The 16,268-nt window shown below is 48.4% G+C and carries 16 protein-coding genes; 3 read left to right on the forward strand and 13 right to left on the reverse strand.

Features of this window, described 5'->3' with window-relative positions; all coding sequences use genetic code 11:
- Nucleotides 1–2: 2 nt before the first annotated feature.
- From nrfD to Q1Q15_RS03855, 8 genes are all read right to left on the reverse strand, one after another.
- Entirely contained in the window at nucleotides 3–1,307 is a 1,305-nt protein-coding gene (gene nrfD, locus Q1Q15_RS03820; protein WP_300456856.1) for an NrfD/PsrC family molybdoenzyme membrane anchor subunit, read from the reverse strand.
- A 25-nt stretch (nucleotides 1,308–1,332) separates the two neighbouring features.
- The gene (locus tag Q1Q15_RS03825) at nucleotides 1,333–4,344 is read right to left on the reverse strand and encodes a 4Fe-4S dicluster domain-containing protein (protein ID WP_300456858.1); all 3,012 of its coding nucleotides are present in this window, start codon (nucleotides 4,342–4,344) and stop codon (nucleotides 1,333–1,335) included.
- A 184-nt stretch (nucleotides 4,345–4,528) separates the two neighbouring features.
- The gene (gene ubiE / locus Q1Q15_RS03830; protein WP_300456860.1) at nucleotides 4,529–5,323 is read right to left on the reverse strand and encodes a bifunctional demethylmenaquinone methyltransferase/2-methoxy-6-polyprenyl-1,4-benzoquinol methylase UbiE; all 795 of its coding nucleotides are present in this window, start codon (nucleotides 5,321–5,323) and stop codon (nucleotides 4,529–4,531) included.
- A gap of 129 nt (nucleotides 5,324–5,452) precedes the next feature.
- Complete coding sequence (locus Q1Q15_RS03835; protein WP_300456862.1) at nucleotides 5,453–6,490, reverse strand: hypothetical protein; 1,038 nt, start codon at nucleotides 6,488–6,490, stop codon at nucleotides 5,453–5,455.
- A gap of 7 nt (nucleotides 6,491–6,497) precedes the next feature.
- Nucleotides 6,498–7,184 (reverse strand): ATP-binding cassette domain-containing protein, encoded by a 687-nt coding sequence (locus Q1Q15_RS03840; protein ID WP_300456864.1) that lies wholly within the window; start codon nucleotides 7,182–7,184, stop codon nucleotides 6,498–6,500.
- The gene (locus tag Q1Q15_RS03845; RefSeq protein WP_300456866.1) at nucleotides 7,181–8,329 is read right to left on the reverse strand and encodes an FtsX-like permease family protein; all 1,149 of its coding nucleotides are present in this window, start codon (nucleotides 8,327–8,329) and stop codon (nucleotides 7,181–7,183) included. The genes Q1Q15_RS03840 and Q1Q15_RS03845 overlap by 4 nt, the downstream gene beginning before the upstream one ends.
- The gene (locus Q1Q15_RS03850) at nucleotides 8,329–8,661 is read right to left on the reverse strand and encodes a hypothetical protein (protein WP_300456868.1); all 333 of its coding nucleotides are present in this window, start codon (nucleotides 8,659–8,661) and stop codon (nucleotides 8,329–8,331) included. The genes Q1Q15_RS03845 and Q1Q15_RS03850 overlap by 1 nt, the downstream gene beginning before the upstream one ends.
- A 40-nt stretch (nucleotides 8,662–8,701) precedes the next feature.
- Nucleotides 8,702–9,256: a nitrous oxide reductase accessory protein NosL gene (locus tag Q1Q15_RS03855; RefSeq protein WP_300456870.1), complete on the reverse strand. Its 555-nt coding sequence runs from the start codon at nucleotides 9,254–9,256 to the stop codon at nucleotides 8,702–8,704.
- A 155-nt stretch (nucleotides 9,257–9,411) separates the two neighbouring features.
- Between Q1Q15_RS03855 and Q1Q15_RS03860 the strand changes: the two genes are divergently transcribed.
- The gene (locus Q1Q15_RS03860) at nucleotides 9,412–10,101 is read left to right on the forward strand and encodes a sulfite exporter TauE/SafE family protein (protein ID WP_300456872.1); all 690 of its coding nucleotides are present in this window, start codon (nucleotides 9,412–9,414) and stop codon (nucleotides 10,099–10,101) included.
- Here the strand turns inward: Q1Q15_RS03860 and Q1Q15_RS03865 are convergent.
- From Q1Q15_RS03865 to Q1Q15_RS03885, 5 genes are all read right to left on the reverse strand, one after another.
- Nucleotides 10,098–11,066 (reverse strand): nitrous oxide reductase accessory protein NosL, encoded by a 969-nt coding sequence (locus Q1Q15_RS03865; RefSeq protein ID WP_300456874.1) that lies wholly within the window; start codon nucleotides 11,064–11,066, stop codon nucleotides 10,098–10,100. The two genes, Q1Q15_RS03860 and Q1Q15_RS03865, sit on opposite strands and share 4 nt — an antisense overlap.
- Before the next feature lie 233 nt (nucleotides 11,067–11,299).
- Nucleotides 11,300–11,752, reverse strand: coding sequence for a hypothetical protein (locus Q1Q15_RS03870; protein WP_300456876.1), 453 nt, complete (start codon nucleotides 11,750–11,752; stop codon nucleotides 11,300–11,302).
- A 176-nt stretch (nucleotides 11,753–11,928) separates the two neighbouring features.
- Nucleotides 11,929–12,912 carry a peptide-methionine (R)-S-oxide reductase MsrB gene (gene msrB / locus Q1Q15_RS03875; protein WP_300456878.1) on the reverse strand — a complete coding sequence of 328 codons (984 nt, stop codon included), beginning with the start codon at nucleotides 12,910–12,912 and terminating at the stop codon, nucleotides 11,929–11,931.
- Between the two features lie 210 nt (nucleotides 12,913–13,122).
- Nucleotides 13,123–14,145, reverse strand: coding sequence for a phosphagen kinase (locus tag Q1Q15_RS03880; RefSeq protein WP_300456879.1), 1,023 nt, complete (start codon nucleotides 14,143–14,145; stop codon nucleotides 13,123–13,125).
- Nucleotides 14,146–14,151: 6 nt separating this feature from the next.
- Nucleotides 14,152–14,337, reverse strand: a complete 186-nt coding sequence (locus tag Q1Q15_RS03885) for a hypothetical protein (RefSeq protein ID WP_300456881.1) — start codon at nucleotides 14,335–14,337, stop codon at nucleotides 14,152–14,154.
- An 18-nt stretch (nucleotides 14,338–14,355) separates the two neighbouring features.
- Between Q1Q15_RS03885 and Q1Q15_RS03890 the strand changes: the two genes are divergently transcribed.
- Together Q1Q15_RS03890 and Q1Q15_RS03895 are read left to right on the forward strand one after the other, a co-directional pair.
- The gene (locus Q1Q15_RS03890) at nucleotides 14,356–15,144 is read left to right on the forward strand and encodes a TetR/AcrR family transcriptional regulator (protein WP_300456883.1); all 789 of its coding nucleotides are present in this window, start codon (nucleotides 14,356–14,358) and stop codon (nucleotides 15,142–15,144) included.
- A 142-nt stretch (nucleotides 15,145–15,286) separates the two neighbouring features.
- Entirely contained in the window at nucleotides 15,287–16,261 is a 975-nt protein-coding gene (locus tag Q1Q15_RS03895) for a MoxR family ATPase (RefSeq protein WP_300456885.1), read from the forward strand.
- Nucleotides 16,262–16,268 lie beyond the last annotated feature (7 nt).

Consider the following 16,268-nt stretch of genomic DNA (forward strand, 5'->3'; position numbering starts at 1 on the left):
AATTACTCCGTTTTATGTATCATTTCTTTCATTTCAGTCATGGAAACAGACGGCAGGTGACGGATAAACAGCAGAAACAAAAAAAAGAAGAAGCAGAAGGCCCCCACCATGATGCCGCCCTCGACCCATGTGGGACGGTAATGCCCCCAGGCATTGGGAAGAAAGTCATGGGCAACACTGCCCGCGATGATCACAAACCGTTCAAACCACATGCCGATATTGACAAAAATCGAGATGACGAACAACGGGATGACATGGGTTCTGATTCGTTTAGATAAATACAGCAAGGGAATCACGGTATTGCAGACCACCATGATCCAGTATTCCGGTGCATAATGACCAAATGCTCTCCACCAGAAGGTTTCCATTTCAATGCTGTTCCGGCTGTACCAGGCAATAAACAATTCCGTGGCATAGGAAAAGCCCACGATGATGCCGGTAAAAACAATGGTTTTTGCTATTGCTTCCAGCACCTCCATGGTGATAAGCGCCTCGTACTTGAGAATTTTTCTCAAGGGAATGCTCAAGGTCAATACCATGGCAAGGCCGGAGTGAATGGCCCCGGCAACAAAATAGGGGGCAAAAATGGTGGTGTGCCAGCCGGGTGTCACGCTCAGGGCAAAGTCCCAGGACACCACGCTGTGAACCGAGATGACAAGGGGGGTGGCAAGACCTGCAAACAGCATATAGGCCCGTGAATAGTTCAGCCATTGCCCGGTTTTACCGGACCATCCAAGGGACAGGACCGCAAAAATCTTTTTGCGTACCCCTTTGGACCGGTCCCTGATAATGGCCAGATCCGGAACCAGCCCGGTATACCAGAAAAGGCTGCTCACGGTCAGATAGGTGCTGATGGCAATGACATCAAACATCAGGGGGGACTGAAAGTTGGGCCACAAGGTCCGCTGGTTGGGAAGGGGCAGCATGTAAAAGACCAGCCAGGCCCGGCCCAGGTGGATGAAAGGGAAGAGGCCTGCTACACAGACGGCAAAGACGGTCATGGTCTCGGCAGCCCTGGCAATGGGATTTCTCCAATTTGCACGGAAAAGAAACAATATGGCCGAGATCAGGGTGCCGGAATGGGCAATCCCCACCCAGAAAACAAAATTGATCAAATAGGTACCCCAGTGGACGGGCGTGTTCATGCCGGCCACGCCCACGCCGACAAAGATCTGGTATGCCCAGCAGGAGGCACCCAGGGCTGCCCCGCAAAACAGCAGCGCAATGATGCTCCAGTAACCCTTGCCCGGACGGGACAGCGTGTTCAGGACAGTGGTGTTGATTGTTTCAAACGTCAATTGAGACATATGTTTAAAATCCCCGGTTGAAGTTTCATAACGCCTGCACCATTTTTTTCAGATAAATAACGGCAGGTTTGGTATTCAGATAGCCCAGCACCTGGTATGCCCTTGGATCCCGGGCAAGGATGGAAACCGCACTGTTCTTGTCGAGAAAGTTGCCAAAGGTCAGTGCACCCGCAGGACAGGTCTGTACACATGCCGGTTGGACCTCCCCGTCCCGGATATCCCGGTTTTCATTTTTTGCCTGATTGTGGGCCTTTTTTATTCTCTGTACGCAAAACGAACATTTTTCCATGACGCCTTTATTTCTGGCGGTGACATCGGGGTTGAACTGAAGGTTGAGGGGTTTGGGCAGATCCCATTCAAACCAGTTGAACTTTCTCACTTTGTACGGGCAGTTCTGGGCACAGAACCGGGTGCCGATACACCGGTTATACACCTGGTTGTTGAGGCCCTCTTTGGAGTGGTGGGGGGCATACACAGGACACACGGATTCACAGGGCGCATTATCACAGTGCTGGCACATCATGGGAAGAAATATCAGCCGGTCTTCACTGTTCTGATCCTGGTAGCGTTCGATTCTCAGCCAGGCCATCTCCCGGCCCTTGGTAAGCTGGGTTTTCCCTGCGACACCGATATTGTTTTCCGCGTAACAGGCCGCCACACAGGCGCTGCATCCCACACATTTGTCCAGGTCCACGATCATTCCCCATCGGTAGCCTTCATGGGCGTGGGCCGGGTAAAAATCCCGTTTTTTATCGTATCCTTCCTCGGTGGGAAGAGTCAGTGGGAACTGGTTCATATCCAGGCCTCCGACTTGTTTCTCCCCATGCCCGGCAGCGTCGCCATGCCCGGCAGCGTCGCCGTGGCCACCTTCCTGGCTGTGACCGTGGCCAATGGTCATGGACAGGGCAATTTTTCTTTTATACTGGGACCGGCTGCCGTCTGTCTGGGGAAGTGCATCAATTTTGCCTGTCCGTTTAACCGAAGTGGGGGTGATAAGATAGGCGAGAAAATCAGCGGTTGCAGGATTGCCGGACAACAGATCATTTCCGGATAAAAGATCAATGGGGCTGCTGCCGAATCCTGCGGCATAACGGCCGTAGGCGTTGTGTCCCTGACCGATCTGCATGACCATCAGTCCGGGAGCAACCCCCTGGTAGGAATAGACCGGCGCTTGAATGGTTTTATTATTGGATTCGATGTTCAGGATGTCTGCGTGTGCGAATCCATTTTCTTCAAGGGTTGCCGGATGAACCATGACCATGGTTTCCCAGGCGATACTGGTAACCGGATCGGGGATTTCATTGAGCCAGGATTTGTTGGCCCCCCGGCCGTCATACAGCCGAAGGGAGGGAACCGCCAGAAAGGTTAATTCTTGTTTTTCAGTGGGTTGAATGGCGTCCAGTGTTTTTTTGAACACCTGAATCGATCCTGTATTAAGGGGCGGTCTCTGGGTACTTGCGTTGCTGTCGGGATGAAATATTCCGCCTGTTTGAATTGTTTGAAGAAAATGGACTTTGCTCTTTTCCACCATATTCGTATACAGGTAGTCGGCCAGGTATTGATAGTAGTTATCAAACTGCCGGTCCCGACTTGACAGGTCAAGGAAGACATCAGCGATGGAAGGGGCCTGGGTGAGCCGACCCATGGCAGGCTGAAGCGTTGAAATACATGCCGTGTTGCTTTCAAAACTGTCCCAGGTCTCCAGAGACAGCTGGACCGGGAAGACGAGGTCTGCTTTTTGGGAGGTTTCATCCATGAAATTTGAAAAACTGACTTTGAAGATATCCTTGCGGTTGAAAATCTCTGTCAAATTTTTGTTTTCAGGAAACGTAAACAGGGGATTGGTATTATACGACAAAAAAAGATCTGTGGGGTTCGTGACAGCCGTTTCAAAGACATCTGCTGTTTCTTTTGCGGTCATGACCTTTTCAAGGGCATGCCTTCGTTCAAAATCATACAGGGAAAGATCCTTGTCCAGCAAAAGATTCATCAGGGTCACGGCCATTTCCAGGGCAAAGGAGTTGTCTGCCATTGTCGCGCCTGTTGACCCCAGAACCAGGGGGCTGTGGGATGCGAGCAAGGATTCGGCCAGAAGCGTTTGATCCGCTGCCAAAAACCCGGTGTTTCGTTCAACAAACTCAGCATCATATGCTGCGGCAACAGCCGCAAGTTCCCTTAAAAACGGGTCGGGCAGATGATCAATTGTTCTGGTTTCCAGAATCCTGCGGATCAACCCCAGGGCCACCATATATTCCGTTCCCGCAGTGATGGGGAGAAACTTGTCTGCATTGGTGGCGGTCAGGGACATGTAAGGCCCGGCATGGACAAACATCCCTTTTGTACCATCTTTAACACTATGCATGGATTTGAATTTGCGGATATATTCAACCGGTGACAGCCAGGTTTCTATGAAATCTGCCCCAAAGCCCAGAATAAAATCTGATTTTTCCATATGAAAAGAGGGAAGCGCACGCCTTGAAAATACAGCCCGGTGAGCTGCTCTCAACGCATCATGGGCGTAGGGTTCGTACATGGCGGCAGGGCTTGCACCGAATTCTTCCAAAGTGCTTGCAAACAGGGCAGAAAGCGGTGCAGATGTGATGCCGGTCAACAATTTAATGCGGTTGCTTCCTTTTTTAGATGACGCGGTCATCCGTTCTTTAAGGATGTCAAAGGCTTGATCAAAAGAAATGGGTTTGAATGTCTGGTTCGTTTTCAACTGTGGCATTAACAGCCGGTCTGGATCATAAACAGACTGCAGGGCCGCCTGTCCCCGGATACACAGTTTCCCCTGGTTCACCGGGTGGGCGGGGTTACCCTCCAGCTTGATGACGCGGCCTTCACGGTTTTTTGCAAGAACGCCGCATCCGGCCGGGCATTCCATGCAGGTGGAGGCATACCAGACCCCTTGTCCGGTCACAAAATCTTCAGGTGCTGTCACCAGGGAAAAAATATTTTTATCATAGTCTGAGCTGCAACCATAGGCAACAGTAAGGCTTCCAAGTCCAGCGGCTTTGAGAAATGTTCGCCTATCCATTCTGCGTCCTTTTATCGTCATGGTGCGGATAAATTATCATACATTTTTCCAGTTAAAAGGGTTGTTTGAATAAACCCGGATTTGTATTGAATGGTCGTCCTGCCTTTAAAAACCGCATAAAATATCGGTCAAAATAGATATTTCAAATTTATAGAAACGGGTTTTAATTGTCAAATGGTTTTACTTATTTTTTTGCAGAATGAATCACTGCGATGCCATTGGTTAATTTTTTGATGTTGATCTCCTTAAAACCGATCTTTTTTAAGATCAGGCATAACTCTTCGGGTAGCGGAAATGCCCTGATAGTTTCCGGAAATGCTGTATAGGCTTCTTTTGAGCCGGTGATGAGGCCCCCCAGTACCGGCATTATCCTGAACGAATACCAATCGTAAAGAGATCTGAACAAGGGGTTGTCCGGTTTTGAAAATTCCAGGCAGCACATGGTACCGCCTTTTTTTAATACCCGGAAGATTTCCTTGAAACCGGTTTCAAGATGGGTGACGTTTCGAATGCCGAATCCAATGGAAACAGCGTCGAAGGTGTTGTCCGGAAACGATATGCTTTCCGCATCCCCTTGGACAAAAGTGACCCCTTTCATGGCTTTTTTTTTGCCTTGTTCCATCATTTTACGGTTGATATCGTACACGATGGAGACCCCTTTTTCCCCGACCCTGGATGCCGATAAACAGGCAATGTCTCCGGTCCCTCCGCATACGTCGAGAATCTTTTTGCCCGGTTTAATCATCAGCGTTTCAACCGCTCTTCGTTTCCATGCGTAATGGATTCCACCACTCAGGATAGTGTTCATTAAGTCATATCGAGTGGCAATGGTATTGAAGTGTCGATTGACCCGGTGAATTTTGTCGGATTCAGCATAGGCGGTAAACCCGAATGTTGCGGTCCGGGTCTGGCGTGTATGCGTTTCAAGCTGTTCGAGTCGTTTTGCTTTATTATACCATTTATTCGTGTTAAAGATCATTTTTTTACCCGATTCCATTTGTTAGTCATGTGAAATGCCCTGTTTTTATAGCACCTGCGATAGAAAATGAAAATATTATTTTAAATAGCACACCTTTCGGAATTGGCAAAGCAGAGTTAAACCGTTCGGCTATCCTGACATCCAGACACCATAGTGCAGTCGCCAGACAATGGCCGGCAGGATGGCGATGATCAAAAAAAGAAGCTGTGCAAATGTGATTCGGTTAGCGGCCCGGCGGCAGCGATCCAGGGCTTTTTTATAAACGGTGATGTCCTGGTTGGCTAACCGGGGCAGCATGAAGAGTGTAAATCCTTCCATTCCGATCACGTACAAGGCGCCATAAAGTGGATACCCCACCAGGCGATGTTCAGGAAGAAATAAACACCAGGGGCAGTGATGGTGAAGCACTTCATAGTGATAGGCTGAAAAAATATTTACCAGTGTCAGTGATGCCACCGGTAGCCACAGGCAGCTGATGATGGCATGTAACCCCCTTATCCCGGGGCGGTCAACCATTGACGTGCGCAGGGCAACCGACAGGCTGAAAAGGGCCAGGCTTAAAACAATGAAGGCACTGATCCAAAAAGCATCTCCCAGCCCGAGAATGCTTTTTGCGTGTTTCAGGGTTGTGAATTGATCGTAGACAACAGCGCAGCAATCCACGGGCTGGTGGGGACGGATACCGGCAAATGATGCATAGGTTTGCTTTAATGTTAATACTGCCACCGCTGGAATGACCAGGAACAGGCGGGCGGTTATGTCTGTCAACGGCATTTCAACAAGCATTCGATTTAGTTTGTCCATTTCATGCCACAGCTGCATCAGCAATAACAGCAGCCCGGTATATAACAGCAATTGGGTACTGCCTCTTGGGGACATTGCCTGGCAGACGCCGGTACCGCACATGGCTCCGGGAATGTCTTCGGCAAAGATATTGGTAATACCGAATACAAGGAGAACGGCTGAAAATACAGATAGCCAGAACGCGGCTCTTCCCTGGATAGAGACCCCTTCCGCCCGTGCTTCCAATGACAGCTGCCGGCTGTCCGCTGAAAGCGGCTGCCAGTGAAGTGCTGTATTTAATGATGTCAGGGAACCCGCAAGCAATAGGAGCAGGGCCACAATCTGTGCTGAAATGATGGCCAGCAATAGGGGATGCCAAAACATGATCGCCTCAGTCGGTTAAATGATTCAGGGCACCGTTTTCCAGTCGATAACACAGGGCGGGACCCGGCAGCCTGTTCAGGATTGATTCGTGGGTGGCAACGATCACAACCGCATTCCTGCCGGTGCAGTGATACAGCAGTTCCATCATTTGCCGGCTATTTTCAGCATCCATGTGGGCGGTGGGTTCATCCGCGAAAATAAAGTGCGGTTGAGTAACAAGGGCCCGGGCAATGGCCGTTTTCTGCCGTTCTCCGCCTGAAAGTGAGTTGGCTAAACGGCCGGCATGGTGGAAAAGGGCCACTTGTTTCAGTGCCGCTATACTTTGACTGCGGCAGTGGGACACGGTATGACCTAACGGGATCAACGGCAGCATGATATTCTCGAGCACCGTTAACTCATGCAGGAGATGACAATGTTGAAAGATGATGCCTGCCTGTCGCCGCCATTGGTCTCTGTGTGCACCGGACCACCGGGAAACCGCTTGATCGTTTACGACCACCTCCCCTGATGTTGGCCGGGTAAGTCCTGCCATTGTATGGAGCAAGGTACTCTTGCCGGCACCGATGGGGCCGGTGATAATGTTCATTTTTCCGGCGGGAAAGGTGACATTGATGTTATCCAGAACACTGCGGGTTCTGCTGTTTTCCCCGGAAAAGGCAACGCTTAGATTTCGACAGGTGATTTTGGAATTCATCGACGGCCAGCTCCTTCGATCAACTCATGAACATCGGCTGTTGCCGCCTTTAATGCCGGTAAAAGTGCGGATGCCATTACCGGTGCCACCATAACACCCGCTACTTCCAACAGGACAGTGACGGCACCTTTCGTTTCCAGGTAGAGCCGGGGTGGAAGGGTGTCCCAGCCAAGAAAAAAACCGGCTAACCCATCGGCACCCGGCCCATAAACCAGAAAAAAGCACAGGCAGGAGCCCAGGGCGACCGATGGCAGACAAACGAACAGGTCTCGATACAGGTGGAGCCGGATAATATCACCGGTTGTCCAGCCCATTGCTTTCATAATACCCAGGTCTGATTGCCGTCCCATTGATTTCCGGGTGTTCACCGCAACCAGCAGGCACATTGCCAGCACCGCAGGGATCATGGTTATGGCACCCAGGGCTCTGCCGCGATTAAAACCGCCGGCATAAATTCCGGCACTTTGCCGTCGGGTGACACACCGTACCGGCCAGGGAAAGGCCGCTGTCAAATCTGATAAAATCGCGTCCTGTTCATCTTCGTGAAAAACGTCTATGGCCAGATCACTGGCATACCCCTGGGGAAGGCCAATCAGCTGTTGGGCATCCAGGGGGTTCAACAGGACCAGGTCGTGGGTGAACATACTTGTTTGTTCCGGCAGACGGTGGATGACCTGATAGGTTTGGCGAATCGCGCCTTCCAATGGCAGGGTGCCGGCGGGGTCATGGGAGGCTATGCCCCATCCAACGATGGCCTGTCCCTTGGCCGGCAGCCGGGTCAGCGGGTCAGCAAGAATTTCAGGCAGCCCCTCCTGCTGTACCCCCATGACGGTCAATGGCCCGTCCGGGCCATTGACCATTCCCCAGATTCTGGGTCTGACAGAAACAACCCCGATAACGCTGGTTGCGGCCTGGACGGATTCCCGGATAGGTAACGGACGCCAGCCTGTGGGATCAACCTGTCGCAGGATAATGGAAGGTGTTGCTTTTAAGACGACAGTGAGCGTGTCATACACCGCCCTTGGAAACAGCAGCAGGGTCCCGACGGTGGCAATGGCGAAGGTTAAGGTGACTGCAAGGAGAAGCGATTCAAAAGGCCGCCGCAAAATATCCCTGAAAGCCCATATCTGAAGGGTATTAAACATTAATCGTTTGATCGGATGTCTCCTGTTTCAGGTTTAAGGCTGCTGATCACCAGGTCTTCCGGGGAGAAGTGGATCAATGGCAGGTGCGGACTGTGACGCAGGTCAATGGCCGGTTTGACAGTATCGGCATTGCGTAACGCACGTCCGGAAGGAATAATTGTCGGTGTGGTGAGCGCCAGGGTTTGGATGGCTCTTTGTGTTATCTGCCGAGCATCACGACACGTATCCAGGCTGAGCAGTGTGATAACAACACATGCCAGAACAGTTACCAGGGTTATTGCCCAAAGGCCATATCCGGCCTTGTCTAATCGGTCATAAGTTACCTGCATCATTTGCTTATGATTTAAAGGGATTGTGACGTATCAATAACACTTACTTCACCATTTTTCTGCCGGTCATTTCATACCATTTGACATCGGTCAGGTTCTTGAGCAAAAATTGGGTTTTTCCGCCGTGCCGTTTTTTAAACACTGTCAGGTAATTCTCATCATTAACCGGTACAAGCGCGGGTCCCATGGGGCCAATAACGTCCGAACCATACACAAAAATGATGTCACGGGCGTCGACTTGCCGGCCGGAAAAGTATTCTTTAACCACGGGCAGGTGAAGCCTGTCCGCTGCAGTGCCCAGATAGATTTCAGGATGCATCCATGACCGAATCATACAACCGGTACTGCAAAAATAATAGGTGACGGTATTTTTCAACTGAATGGCGCAGTTAAATTTTGGATACCGGATAACGGTCATTCCGCAAACCGGACAACGGTCCCCGGGGCTGACCTGCATTTGTTTGTGTTCATCCAGAGGAAGAATGCCGCTTTGCGGACGGCTGCCGTCTGATGCACAGGTCAATCCCGTTGGCAGCAAAAGAACCGCAAATGAGTATGCAATCATATTGAGGGCGTTTCTTCTGGATATCGCTGACATATCCCCTCCTTTTTTATTCGACTTCCGGTCATCTTGAATCGGTCAAACGCAATAGACCCCGGAAGCCCGACTTGACGTAATATCAAACAGTCTGTAGTATACCCACAAGTAATAGTCAACGCAATTTATTGAAGATTGATTCATGGAACCCGCTGATGATGGAAGCATCCTCCCTATTGACCTTATTCTTGTTGGGATTTTCAGGTACGGGCCACTGCATCGGTATGTGTGGTCCCCTTGTGCTGGCGTTTCCCGGTAAATCCGGAAGAATCGATGCCCACCTGTGTTATCATGCCGGTCGAATACTGACCTACACGGGTATCGGTATCCTGATGGGGAGTCTGGGGCTGGTCCTGGCAAAAGTCGCATCCGTAACCGGGCTCAACTATCTGGTAACCCTGGCCCGCATACAATTGCTGTTCTCTTTGCTGGCGGGAATTTTTCTGCTCGTGTTTGGTTTTGGCCAGCTGGGGATCATCCGACAGCCGGAATTCCTCATCATATCTAACCCTGGGATAATTCCCGGCTATCGCTTTATTGTCCGATCCGCCTTTAAAAAATCGGATCGAGGCTTGATGGTCATCACCGGTATGTTTATGGGGTTTATCCCCTGTGGTCTGTCTTTTGCCGCCTTTTCAAGGGCCATGGCCGCCAGTCGCCCATTGGAGGGCGGCTTGTTTCTGGTTGCATTTGGCCTGGGGACCTTGCCGGGGTTGCTGTTGCTGGGGACAGGGGCCTCCGTTATCGCCCGCAGATATCAGCAGCACTTTGAACTTTTTTCTGGAATGCTCATGATTGGCATGGCCGCATCCCTTCTTGTAGAAGGGATTGCAGCTGTATTTTAGTCCCTAGGGGGTTCTGACGGTTTGCCCTGATATCGCCACTTCGGTACAATTTTTTCGATGGCGACAGCCTTGTAATCCACCGCATTGCCACCGTTTTCAGCAGCAAATTGAACAGCGTCCTTCATTGAATTGAATGGAAACGCTTCATAGCCCATGGGACCGAATACCTTTGAAGAGCCAATAACATAAAACGCGGCAGGTCCACTGATCCACATACCGGAATTTTGATCCACGACCCAGATTAAAAAGGGGATCACCGGCGTATCAATATATAGGGACTGCTTTCCCATAAACGCAAACAAACACTGGGTTGAGCAGAAGTGAATTGCTTTCCCTTTTTGGGTTTGTATCTGACACTTACCATAGGGATAGCGGGCCGGAAACATATTGCAGACCGGGCATTCGTCTGTTTTTGCCGGTTCAACGATTTTTCCCTTTTTAAGCCGGCGGGACGTTATCATCTTGTTCTCTTTTACCAGGCTCAGTTTGGCTGTCTCCAGGGCTTTGGGAAAATCAATGAGGTCACCACCGCAGTGCTCAGCAAATTCAATCGCCTTAACCCGCTCATCAAATACAATTTTGGAAATTGGACTCATGGTCCCGGCAGCAGCTGACCCTAAAACGATGACGGCCTTGTCAGCCGGTATCATCCGTTCCGGCGAATGATAGACAGTGAGCAGAATATTTGTCGGGGATTGACCTGTTTTCATAATCCAGTCGGCCAGACAATGGAAGGAGCAGACCTGCCCGACCCCCTGGCAGGGGTCAAACCTAATCCAGGTTCGTGCCCACATGGGCCGGACCATACCGCAAACCGGACATTGTCCATGGTATTGTTTTTGTGGCGGCATGAATGGGTGCTCAATTTTGCAATCCATTGCATTCACACTGCCGGGAAATAGAGACAAGGAGATGGGGGTTAAGGTGATGGTTTTTAAAAAACGGCGGCGGTTGAGTGGTGTCATTTTCTATCCTTTCAAGCAATTGTATATTCTGTCATGTTTTACTAGATTACGCTTTGAAAATCGGGTTGTACATAAAAAATGATGGCATAAATGAAAAAACAGCCGCGGTTTTAAGGATTCCACCCGCCTGCCAATTCAGGAAAACCTTTTGGGAAGTGTCTGTTGACAGGCTGTTTACCCGTTTGCTTTTGATGTGATATCAGGGTAGTATTAATGTCGAAAGCGTCACCCCTTTATTGGATCGTCTCGGTTATTTCTTTGATTCTGTCCGAGATATCCCTGACAGTTGTTTTCCGGTTGTCTATCCACCATTTGGCGTCTGTTTGTTTCTGCCACTCGAGTAAAAACAGGCTAAATGCCAGGTCTGATGTTTCCTTTTCCTTTTCCTCGCTAAATCTAAGGCTGTCTTTGAGGAAGTCCACTTTGTGAATCAGTTCTGCTCTGATTTTTTCTGCCCAGGAAATTCTTTTCGGCGTGCCTTCCAGGGCTGTAAAACCGATTTCAGCATGGGATTTTGTCAGTTTTTCTGTCTGTTGTTTGAAATATGCTCGTTTACATGAATCACAATACCAGTCTTTTTTATCCACGAGAAATAGATTCTTTTCATGGCTTTCAAAAAGTTGAACAATAAATTTTTTAAAGCAGGTATGACACCTGACATCATAATTGTAATTTTCTTCAGTCACGCTATATATGGGCTTTGAATTCAGCCCCCTCCCTTTATACCGCCGTTATCTGTTGATATCCAACCCGATTTCAAAAATTGATTGTTTATCTTTTGATGAACCCCCTTTTCTTATGAATCCGGGGCGTGGCATTCATACCATACCCGGCCTGGATAATCAAAAGATTGCAAAAATTATCATTCAAATAACCCCAACAGATTTTTCATCCCTTCTTTTTCAAGGGTTTCTTTTGGAATGAATCTTAATGATGCCGAGTTGATACAATATCGTAACCCTGTGGGGCCAGGTCCATCGTTAAATACATGACCCAGGTGAGCATCCGATTCTTTACTTCGAACTTCAATCCGTTTCATAAACAGACGATTGTCTTCTATTTCCCGAATAGCGTCCTTGCGTATGGGCTTTGTAAAGCTTGGCCATCCGGTGCCTGAGTCAAATTTGTCCCGGGACGAAAACAAGGGGTCGTTGGACAGGATATCCACGTATATCCCGTCTTGTTTATTATCCCAGTAGGCATTGTCAAACGGTGGTTCTGTCCCGTTTTTCCGGGTGACTTGATACTGCAGCGGTGTTAGCTTTTCTTCGGGTATTTCCTCCGGCGGCAGATCTGAATCAAATATCGGGCCTTTGGCCTTCCAGTTTTTTTCAATAAACGTATCCCGCCCGGTGCCGGCCCGATACAAGTTGTATTGCAGGGTATTTTTTTTATGGTAATCCTGATGATACAATTCTGCCTCATGGAAGGTTTTAAATTCAAGGAGTTTCGTTACCACAGCGGTGCTAAAAATCTTTGAATGATTTATCTGGTCTATGATTTTTTGGGCAGCTTTTTTTTGGGTGTCTGTATGATAAAAAACAGCAGACCGGTACTGGCTTCCCCTGTCAACAAATGATCCTTCAGCATCGGTGGGATCGATCTGTTGGAAAAAAAATTTAAGCAGTTCCGGGTAAGAGATGATCTTTGGATCAAAGGTTACCTGGACAGCCTCATAATGCCCTGTTCTCCCTGATGTGACCTGTCCATAGGTGGGGTGATCCACCTGTCCCCCGGTATATCCGGAAATGACGTCTAAAACACCATTAAGCCTTTCCAAGGCTGCCTCTATGCACCAGAAACAACCGCCGGCAAGGGTTGCCATGTCAACTTTTTTATTATCCATATTATGTCTCCTTTGGGATCGCTGTAATCCCTGATTGGATATACCCCAACGTTCCCATCTCCGCCGTTGGAACATTGATTTCATCCACCATTTCCATGGTGTTCCTGCAAGTCTTCGGGAAAAATGGGTGATGGCCTGAAATCCAATTGTTCATTATCTTTTAATGAGATTCTATGCATTTTTTATGCCATCGAAAAGGCATGCAACAGGCTAAAGATTTTTTTCAGCGGCTATGATGGCCAAAAGTCCCTTATAAAGATTCTGGATGATCCCGAACTCTGAAATCCCGAGTCTTTGCCGGTTGCTGATATCAAATATGGCATTTTCAACCCTTGTTTTCTCTCCCCGGGTTCCCCGGATTTGGAGATTCCAGCGCCTGGCCAGCACCTGGAGCAGATTTTTTTTTGATGCCAGTCGTTCAAGTCGGATATGGACCCCGGCCCTCATGGCAGTACCGATGTTTGTGGGGCAGGATGTCAGGTATCCATAGGTTTTATCCCATGCAAAATCAAGGCGGCTGTTTAATGCGGGGAGGGCACGGCAAAGTCGATTGTAGACAGTTGAAATGTCCGATGTTTTTTCCAGGCTGATAATTCTCAAGTGATCTTCTTCATTGACCCAGGCCAACAGCTGGTTGTTATCAGAATGAAATACGCCCCTGCATTTGGGGAAATCCGCATTCATGCCGGCAGCTTCCTGGAACCGGTCCCCTTTTTCAAACGTTAATCCCTCTTTTTTGAGTCGTTGAAACGCTGTATCATCCATCTGTTCAAAAGAGACATATTTTCCCTTAAGATCATCTTTCAGACCCCTTAAAGCCACCAGGATATTTTGTTCAAGTTCTTTTCGTTGGGACAAGGTCATGTGACAAGGAAAGCTGAATCCCTTAAGATTCCTGGCAACCCTTATCCGGGTTGACCGGATATAGGACCCTTCCGGATCAATCAGGGGAAGGGCAATTGGGGTGATATCTGATGTGTGTGGGCAGGTTTTTGAAAATCCATGGTATTCAGAAATGATGGGATCCAAAAGGGGAGACAGGGTATGATAAGATTGGGCATCCCCGGCATAAATACCAATGGAACTGTCTGGATTTTTTATCCCTGAGCGGATCGCTTTTGCCAGGGTAAAACCGGAATCGGTTTTCCGATGTTCAAGCCTGGTGAGAATTTTTCGGGACAGATGCTTTTTTACAAGAGAATTAGAGCCTTCAGGAAGGGCAAGCGCAGTCAACTGCGGTTAGCTTTCATAGGTGGAAGACTGGGAGGAGATTCCCCTTGCAAGCAGTGTCTGGATTTCTTCCAGGATAGGGCAGTCTGCATGACATTTTGGCAGGGCTGTATTGTTTTCACAAGTGGTGCACGGGCTTTTGGTCAAGTACCCAATTTCAAAATCAAATACATCTCTGTTAACGGTGTTTTTCATAAGGTGTTTTTTTTAAAAATGGTTAAATCAAACATCATTCATATCAATTATCCGGAGAATCGTCAATATCTGCATTCATGCCGGATAGAAGAATCGTCTTTTGCCTTGTCAGATGATGAAACAAGTGCTAAGTCAAAAAGATTATTGAATGAACAAAAGACACAGTGCGCAGGAAAGGGTTGGATCGTTTTGGCAGAGTCAAGATTTGCAGAGCTGAAAGAAAAAGAAAAGGAAGCAAGAAAACAGATTGTGGTTGAATCTGCATTGGCTCTTTTTGCAAAAAAACCGTTTTATGAAGTGGGCATGCGGGAAGTGGCAGATGAAGCAGGGATTTCACCTGCCACCATCTATCGGTATTTCCCCAGCCAGGAAGAATTGTTTCATGAGGCGTTTCTCCAGGAAATTGCTTCTGCCAGCACAGCATTTAAATCAATGATGATAAAAGACAAGCCGGCAAGTATTGAAGAGTTCGGCATCACCTTTGTTGACCATTTGATTGAAAATGAGTCAACCTTTCAGATGATGACATATCTGATGTTGAAAAATGATCTGGCAAATCCTGTTATGGGTAAGTTTGATTCGGTTACCAAGATCTTTTTTGATCTGTTTGAACAGCTCCTGGTCAGACACGGTGTAAAAAAGGAGAATGCAAGATTATATGCCCACTCGTTTATTGCATCCCTTGCGGGTATTTTAATGACATTTCGAAATTATCCGTTAAAGAATAAAAAAGCCATTAAAGATCACATTATTAAAATAATCAAAATCACGTCATCACTTTACTCTCAGCAGCTGATAAACAAATAGGTAATTTATACATATTCTGCAGTTATTTCAATCCTTGACACTTTTTTAACCAACATTATAATAGTAAAAAATTGGCCTGCTGAAAACAGGCATTGGTATGGTTTGGGATGGATAAATTTAAATGATACGGGCATAAAGGATTATGGAACAGATCAAAGAATCAATAGAAAAAAGTCATCTGCTAATCAGCAGTATCCGCAAAGAGATCTCAAAGGAACTTGTCGGCCAGGAAAAACTGGTGGACAGTCTGTTGACAGGGCTCTTGACCGGAGGTCATGTGCTGATCGAAGGCGTCCCCGGACTGGCTAAAACACGGGCGGTAAAGGCCCTGGCATCTGTTGTACAGGCACAGTTCAAACGGATCCAATTTACACCGGATCTGCTGCCGGCAGATTTGACCGGAACGGAGATTTATCGTCCCAAAACAGCTGATTTTATCACGAGAAAAGGGCCTTTGTTTAACCATATTATCCTGGCCGATGAGATTAACCGGGCGCCGTCCAAGGTTCAGTCCGCACTGTTGGAGGCCATGGAGGAAAAACAGGTGACCATTGGCGACCAGACGTATCCTTTGCCGTCTCCTTTCCTGGTGCTGGCCACCCAGAATCCCATTGAACAGGAAGGGACATATCCGCTGCCGGAAGCCCAGGTGGACCGGTTCATGCTCAAGGTCTGTGTTGACTACCCGGACAGGGCCCAGGAATTGGAGATTCTCAAAAAGAACAGTTTTCAAACGCCCGAGGCCATCACCCCGGTGATCAGTTGCGATCAGCTGGCTGCCATGGGCGAATTGATGGAACAGATCTATGTGGATGAAAAACTCAAAGAATATATCGTCGATCTGGTGTTTGCCACACGGCAACCGGAAAAATACGGGATGAACATGGCCGAGTATATCGAGTTCGGGGCATCTCCCCGGGCCAGTATCTTTCTTGCCAAGGCCGCCCGGGTGAATGCCTTTTTATCGGGCAGAGCCTATGTGACGCCCCAGGATATCAAACTTGTGGGTCCGGATGTACTGAGACACAGAATCCTTTTAACCTTTGAAGCCGAAGCCGAAGATATTTCTTGTGACCAAATCATCCAGGCCCTTTTTGATTCGGTTGAGGTGCCCTAAAAGGAGC

Origin of the sequence: Desulfobacula sp., assembly GCF_030145145.1 — a bacterium.
Taxonomy (GTDB): domain Bacteria; phylum Desulfobacterota; class Desulfobacteria; order Desulfobacterales; family Desulfobacteraceae; genus Desulfobacula.

Coding starts and splice junctions, on each gene's coding strand:
- nrfD (WP_300456856.1), bottom strand. CDS start 1,307: ATGTCTCAATTGACGTTTGAAACAATCAACACCACTGTCCTGAACACG.
- Q1Q15_RS03825 (WP_300456858.1), bottom strand. CDS start 4,344: ATGGATAGGCGAACATTTCTCAAAGCCGCTGGACTTGGAAGCCTTACT.
- ubiE (WP_300456860.1), bottom strand. CDS start 5,323: ATGATCTTTAACACGAATAAATGGTATAATAAAGCAAAACGACTCGAA.
- Q1Q15_RS03835 (WP_300456862.1), bottom strand. CDS start 6,490: ATGTTTTGGCATCCCCTATTGCTGGCCATCATTTCAGCACAGATTGTG.
- Q1Q15_RS03840 (WP_300456864.1), bottom strand. CDS start 7,184: ATGAATTCCAAAATCACCTGTCGAAATCTAAGCGTTGCCTTTTCCGGG.
- Q1Q15_RS03845 (WP_300456866.1), bottom strand. CDS start 8,329: ATGTTTAATACCCTTCAGATATGGGCTTTCAGGGATATTTTGCGGCGG.
- Q1Q15_RS03850 (WP_300456868.1), bottom strand. CDS start 8,661: ATGATGCAGGTAACTTATGACCGATTAGACAAGGCCGGATATGGCCTT.
- Q1Q15_RS03855 (WP_300456870.1), bottom strand. CDS start 9,256: ATGTCAGCGATATCCAGAAGAAACGCCCTCAATATGATTGCATACTCA.
- Q1Q15_RS03860 (WP_300456872.1), top strand. CDS start 9,412: ATGATGGAAGCATCCTCCCTATTGACCTTATTCTTGTTGGGATTTTCA.
- Q1Q15_RS03865 (WP_300456874.1), bottom strand. CDS start 11,066: ATGACACCACTCAACCGCCGCCGTTTTTTAAAAACCATCACCTTAACC.
- msrB (WP_300456878.1), bottom strand. CDS start 12,912: ATGGATAATAAAAAAGTTGACATGGCAACCCTTGCCGGCGGTTGTTTC.
- Q1Q15_RS03885 (WP_300456881.1), bottom strand. CDS start 14,337: ATGAAAAACACCGTTAACAGAGATGTATTTGATTTTGAAATTGGGTAC.
- Q1Q15_RS03890 (WP_300456883.1), top strand. CDS start 14,356: ATGGTTAAATCAAACATCATTCATATCAATTATCCGGAGAATCGTCAA.
- Q1Q15_RS03895 (WP_300456885.1), top strand. CDS start 15,287: ATGGAACAGATCAAAGAATCAATAGAAAAAAGTCATCTGCTAATCAGC.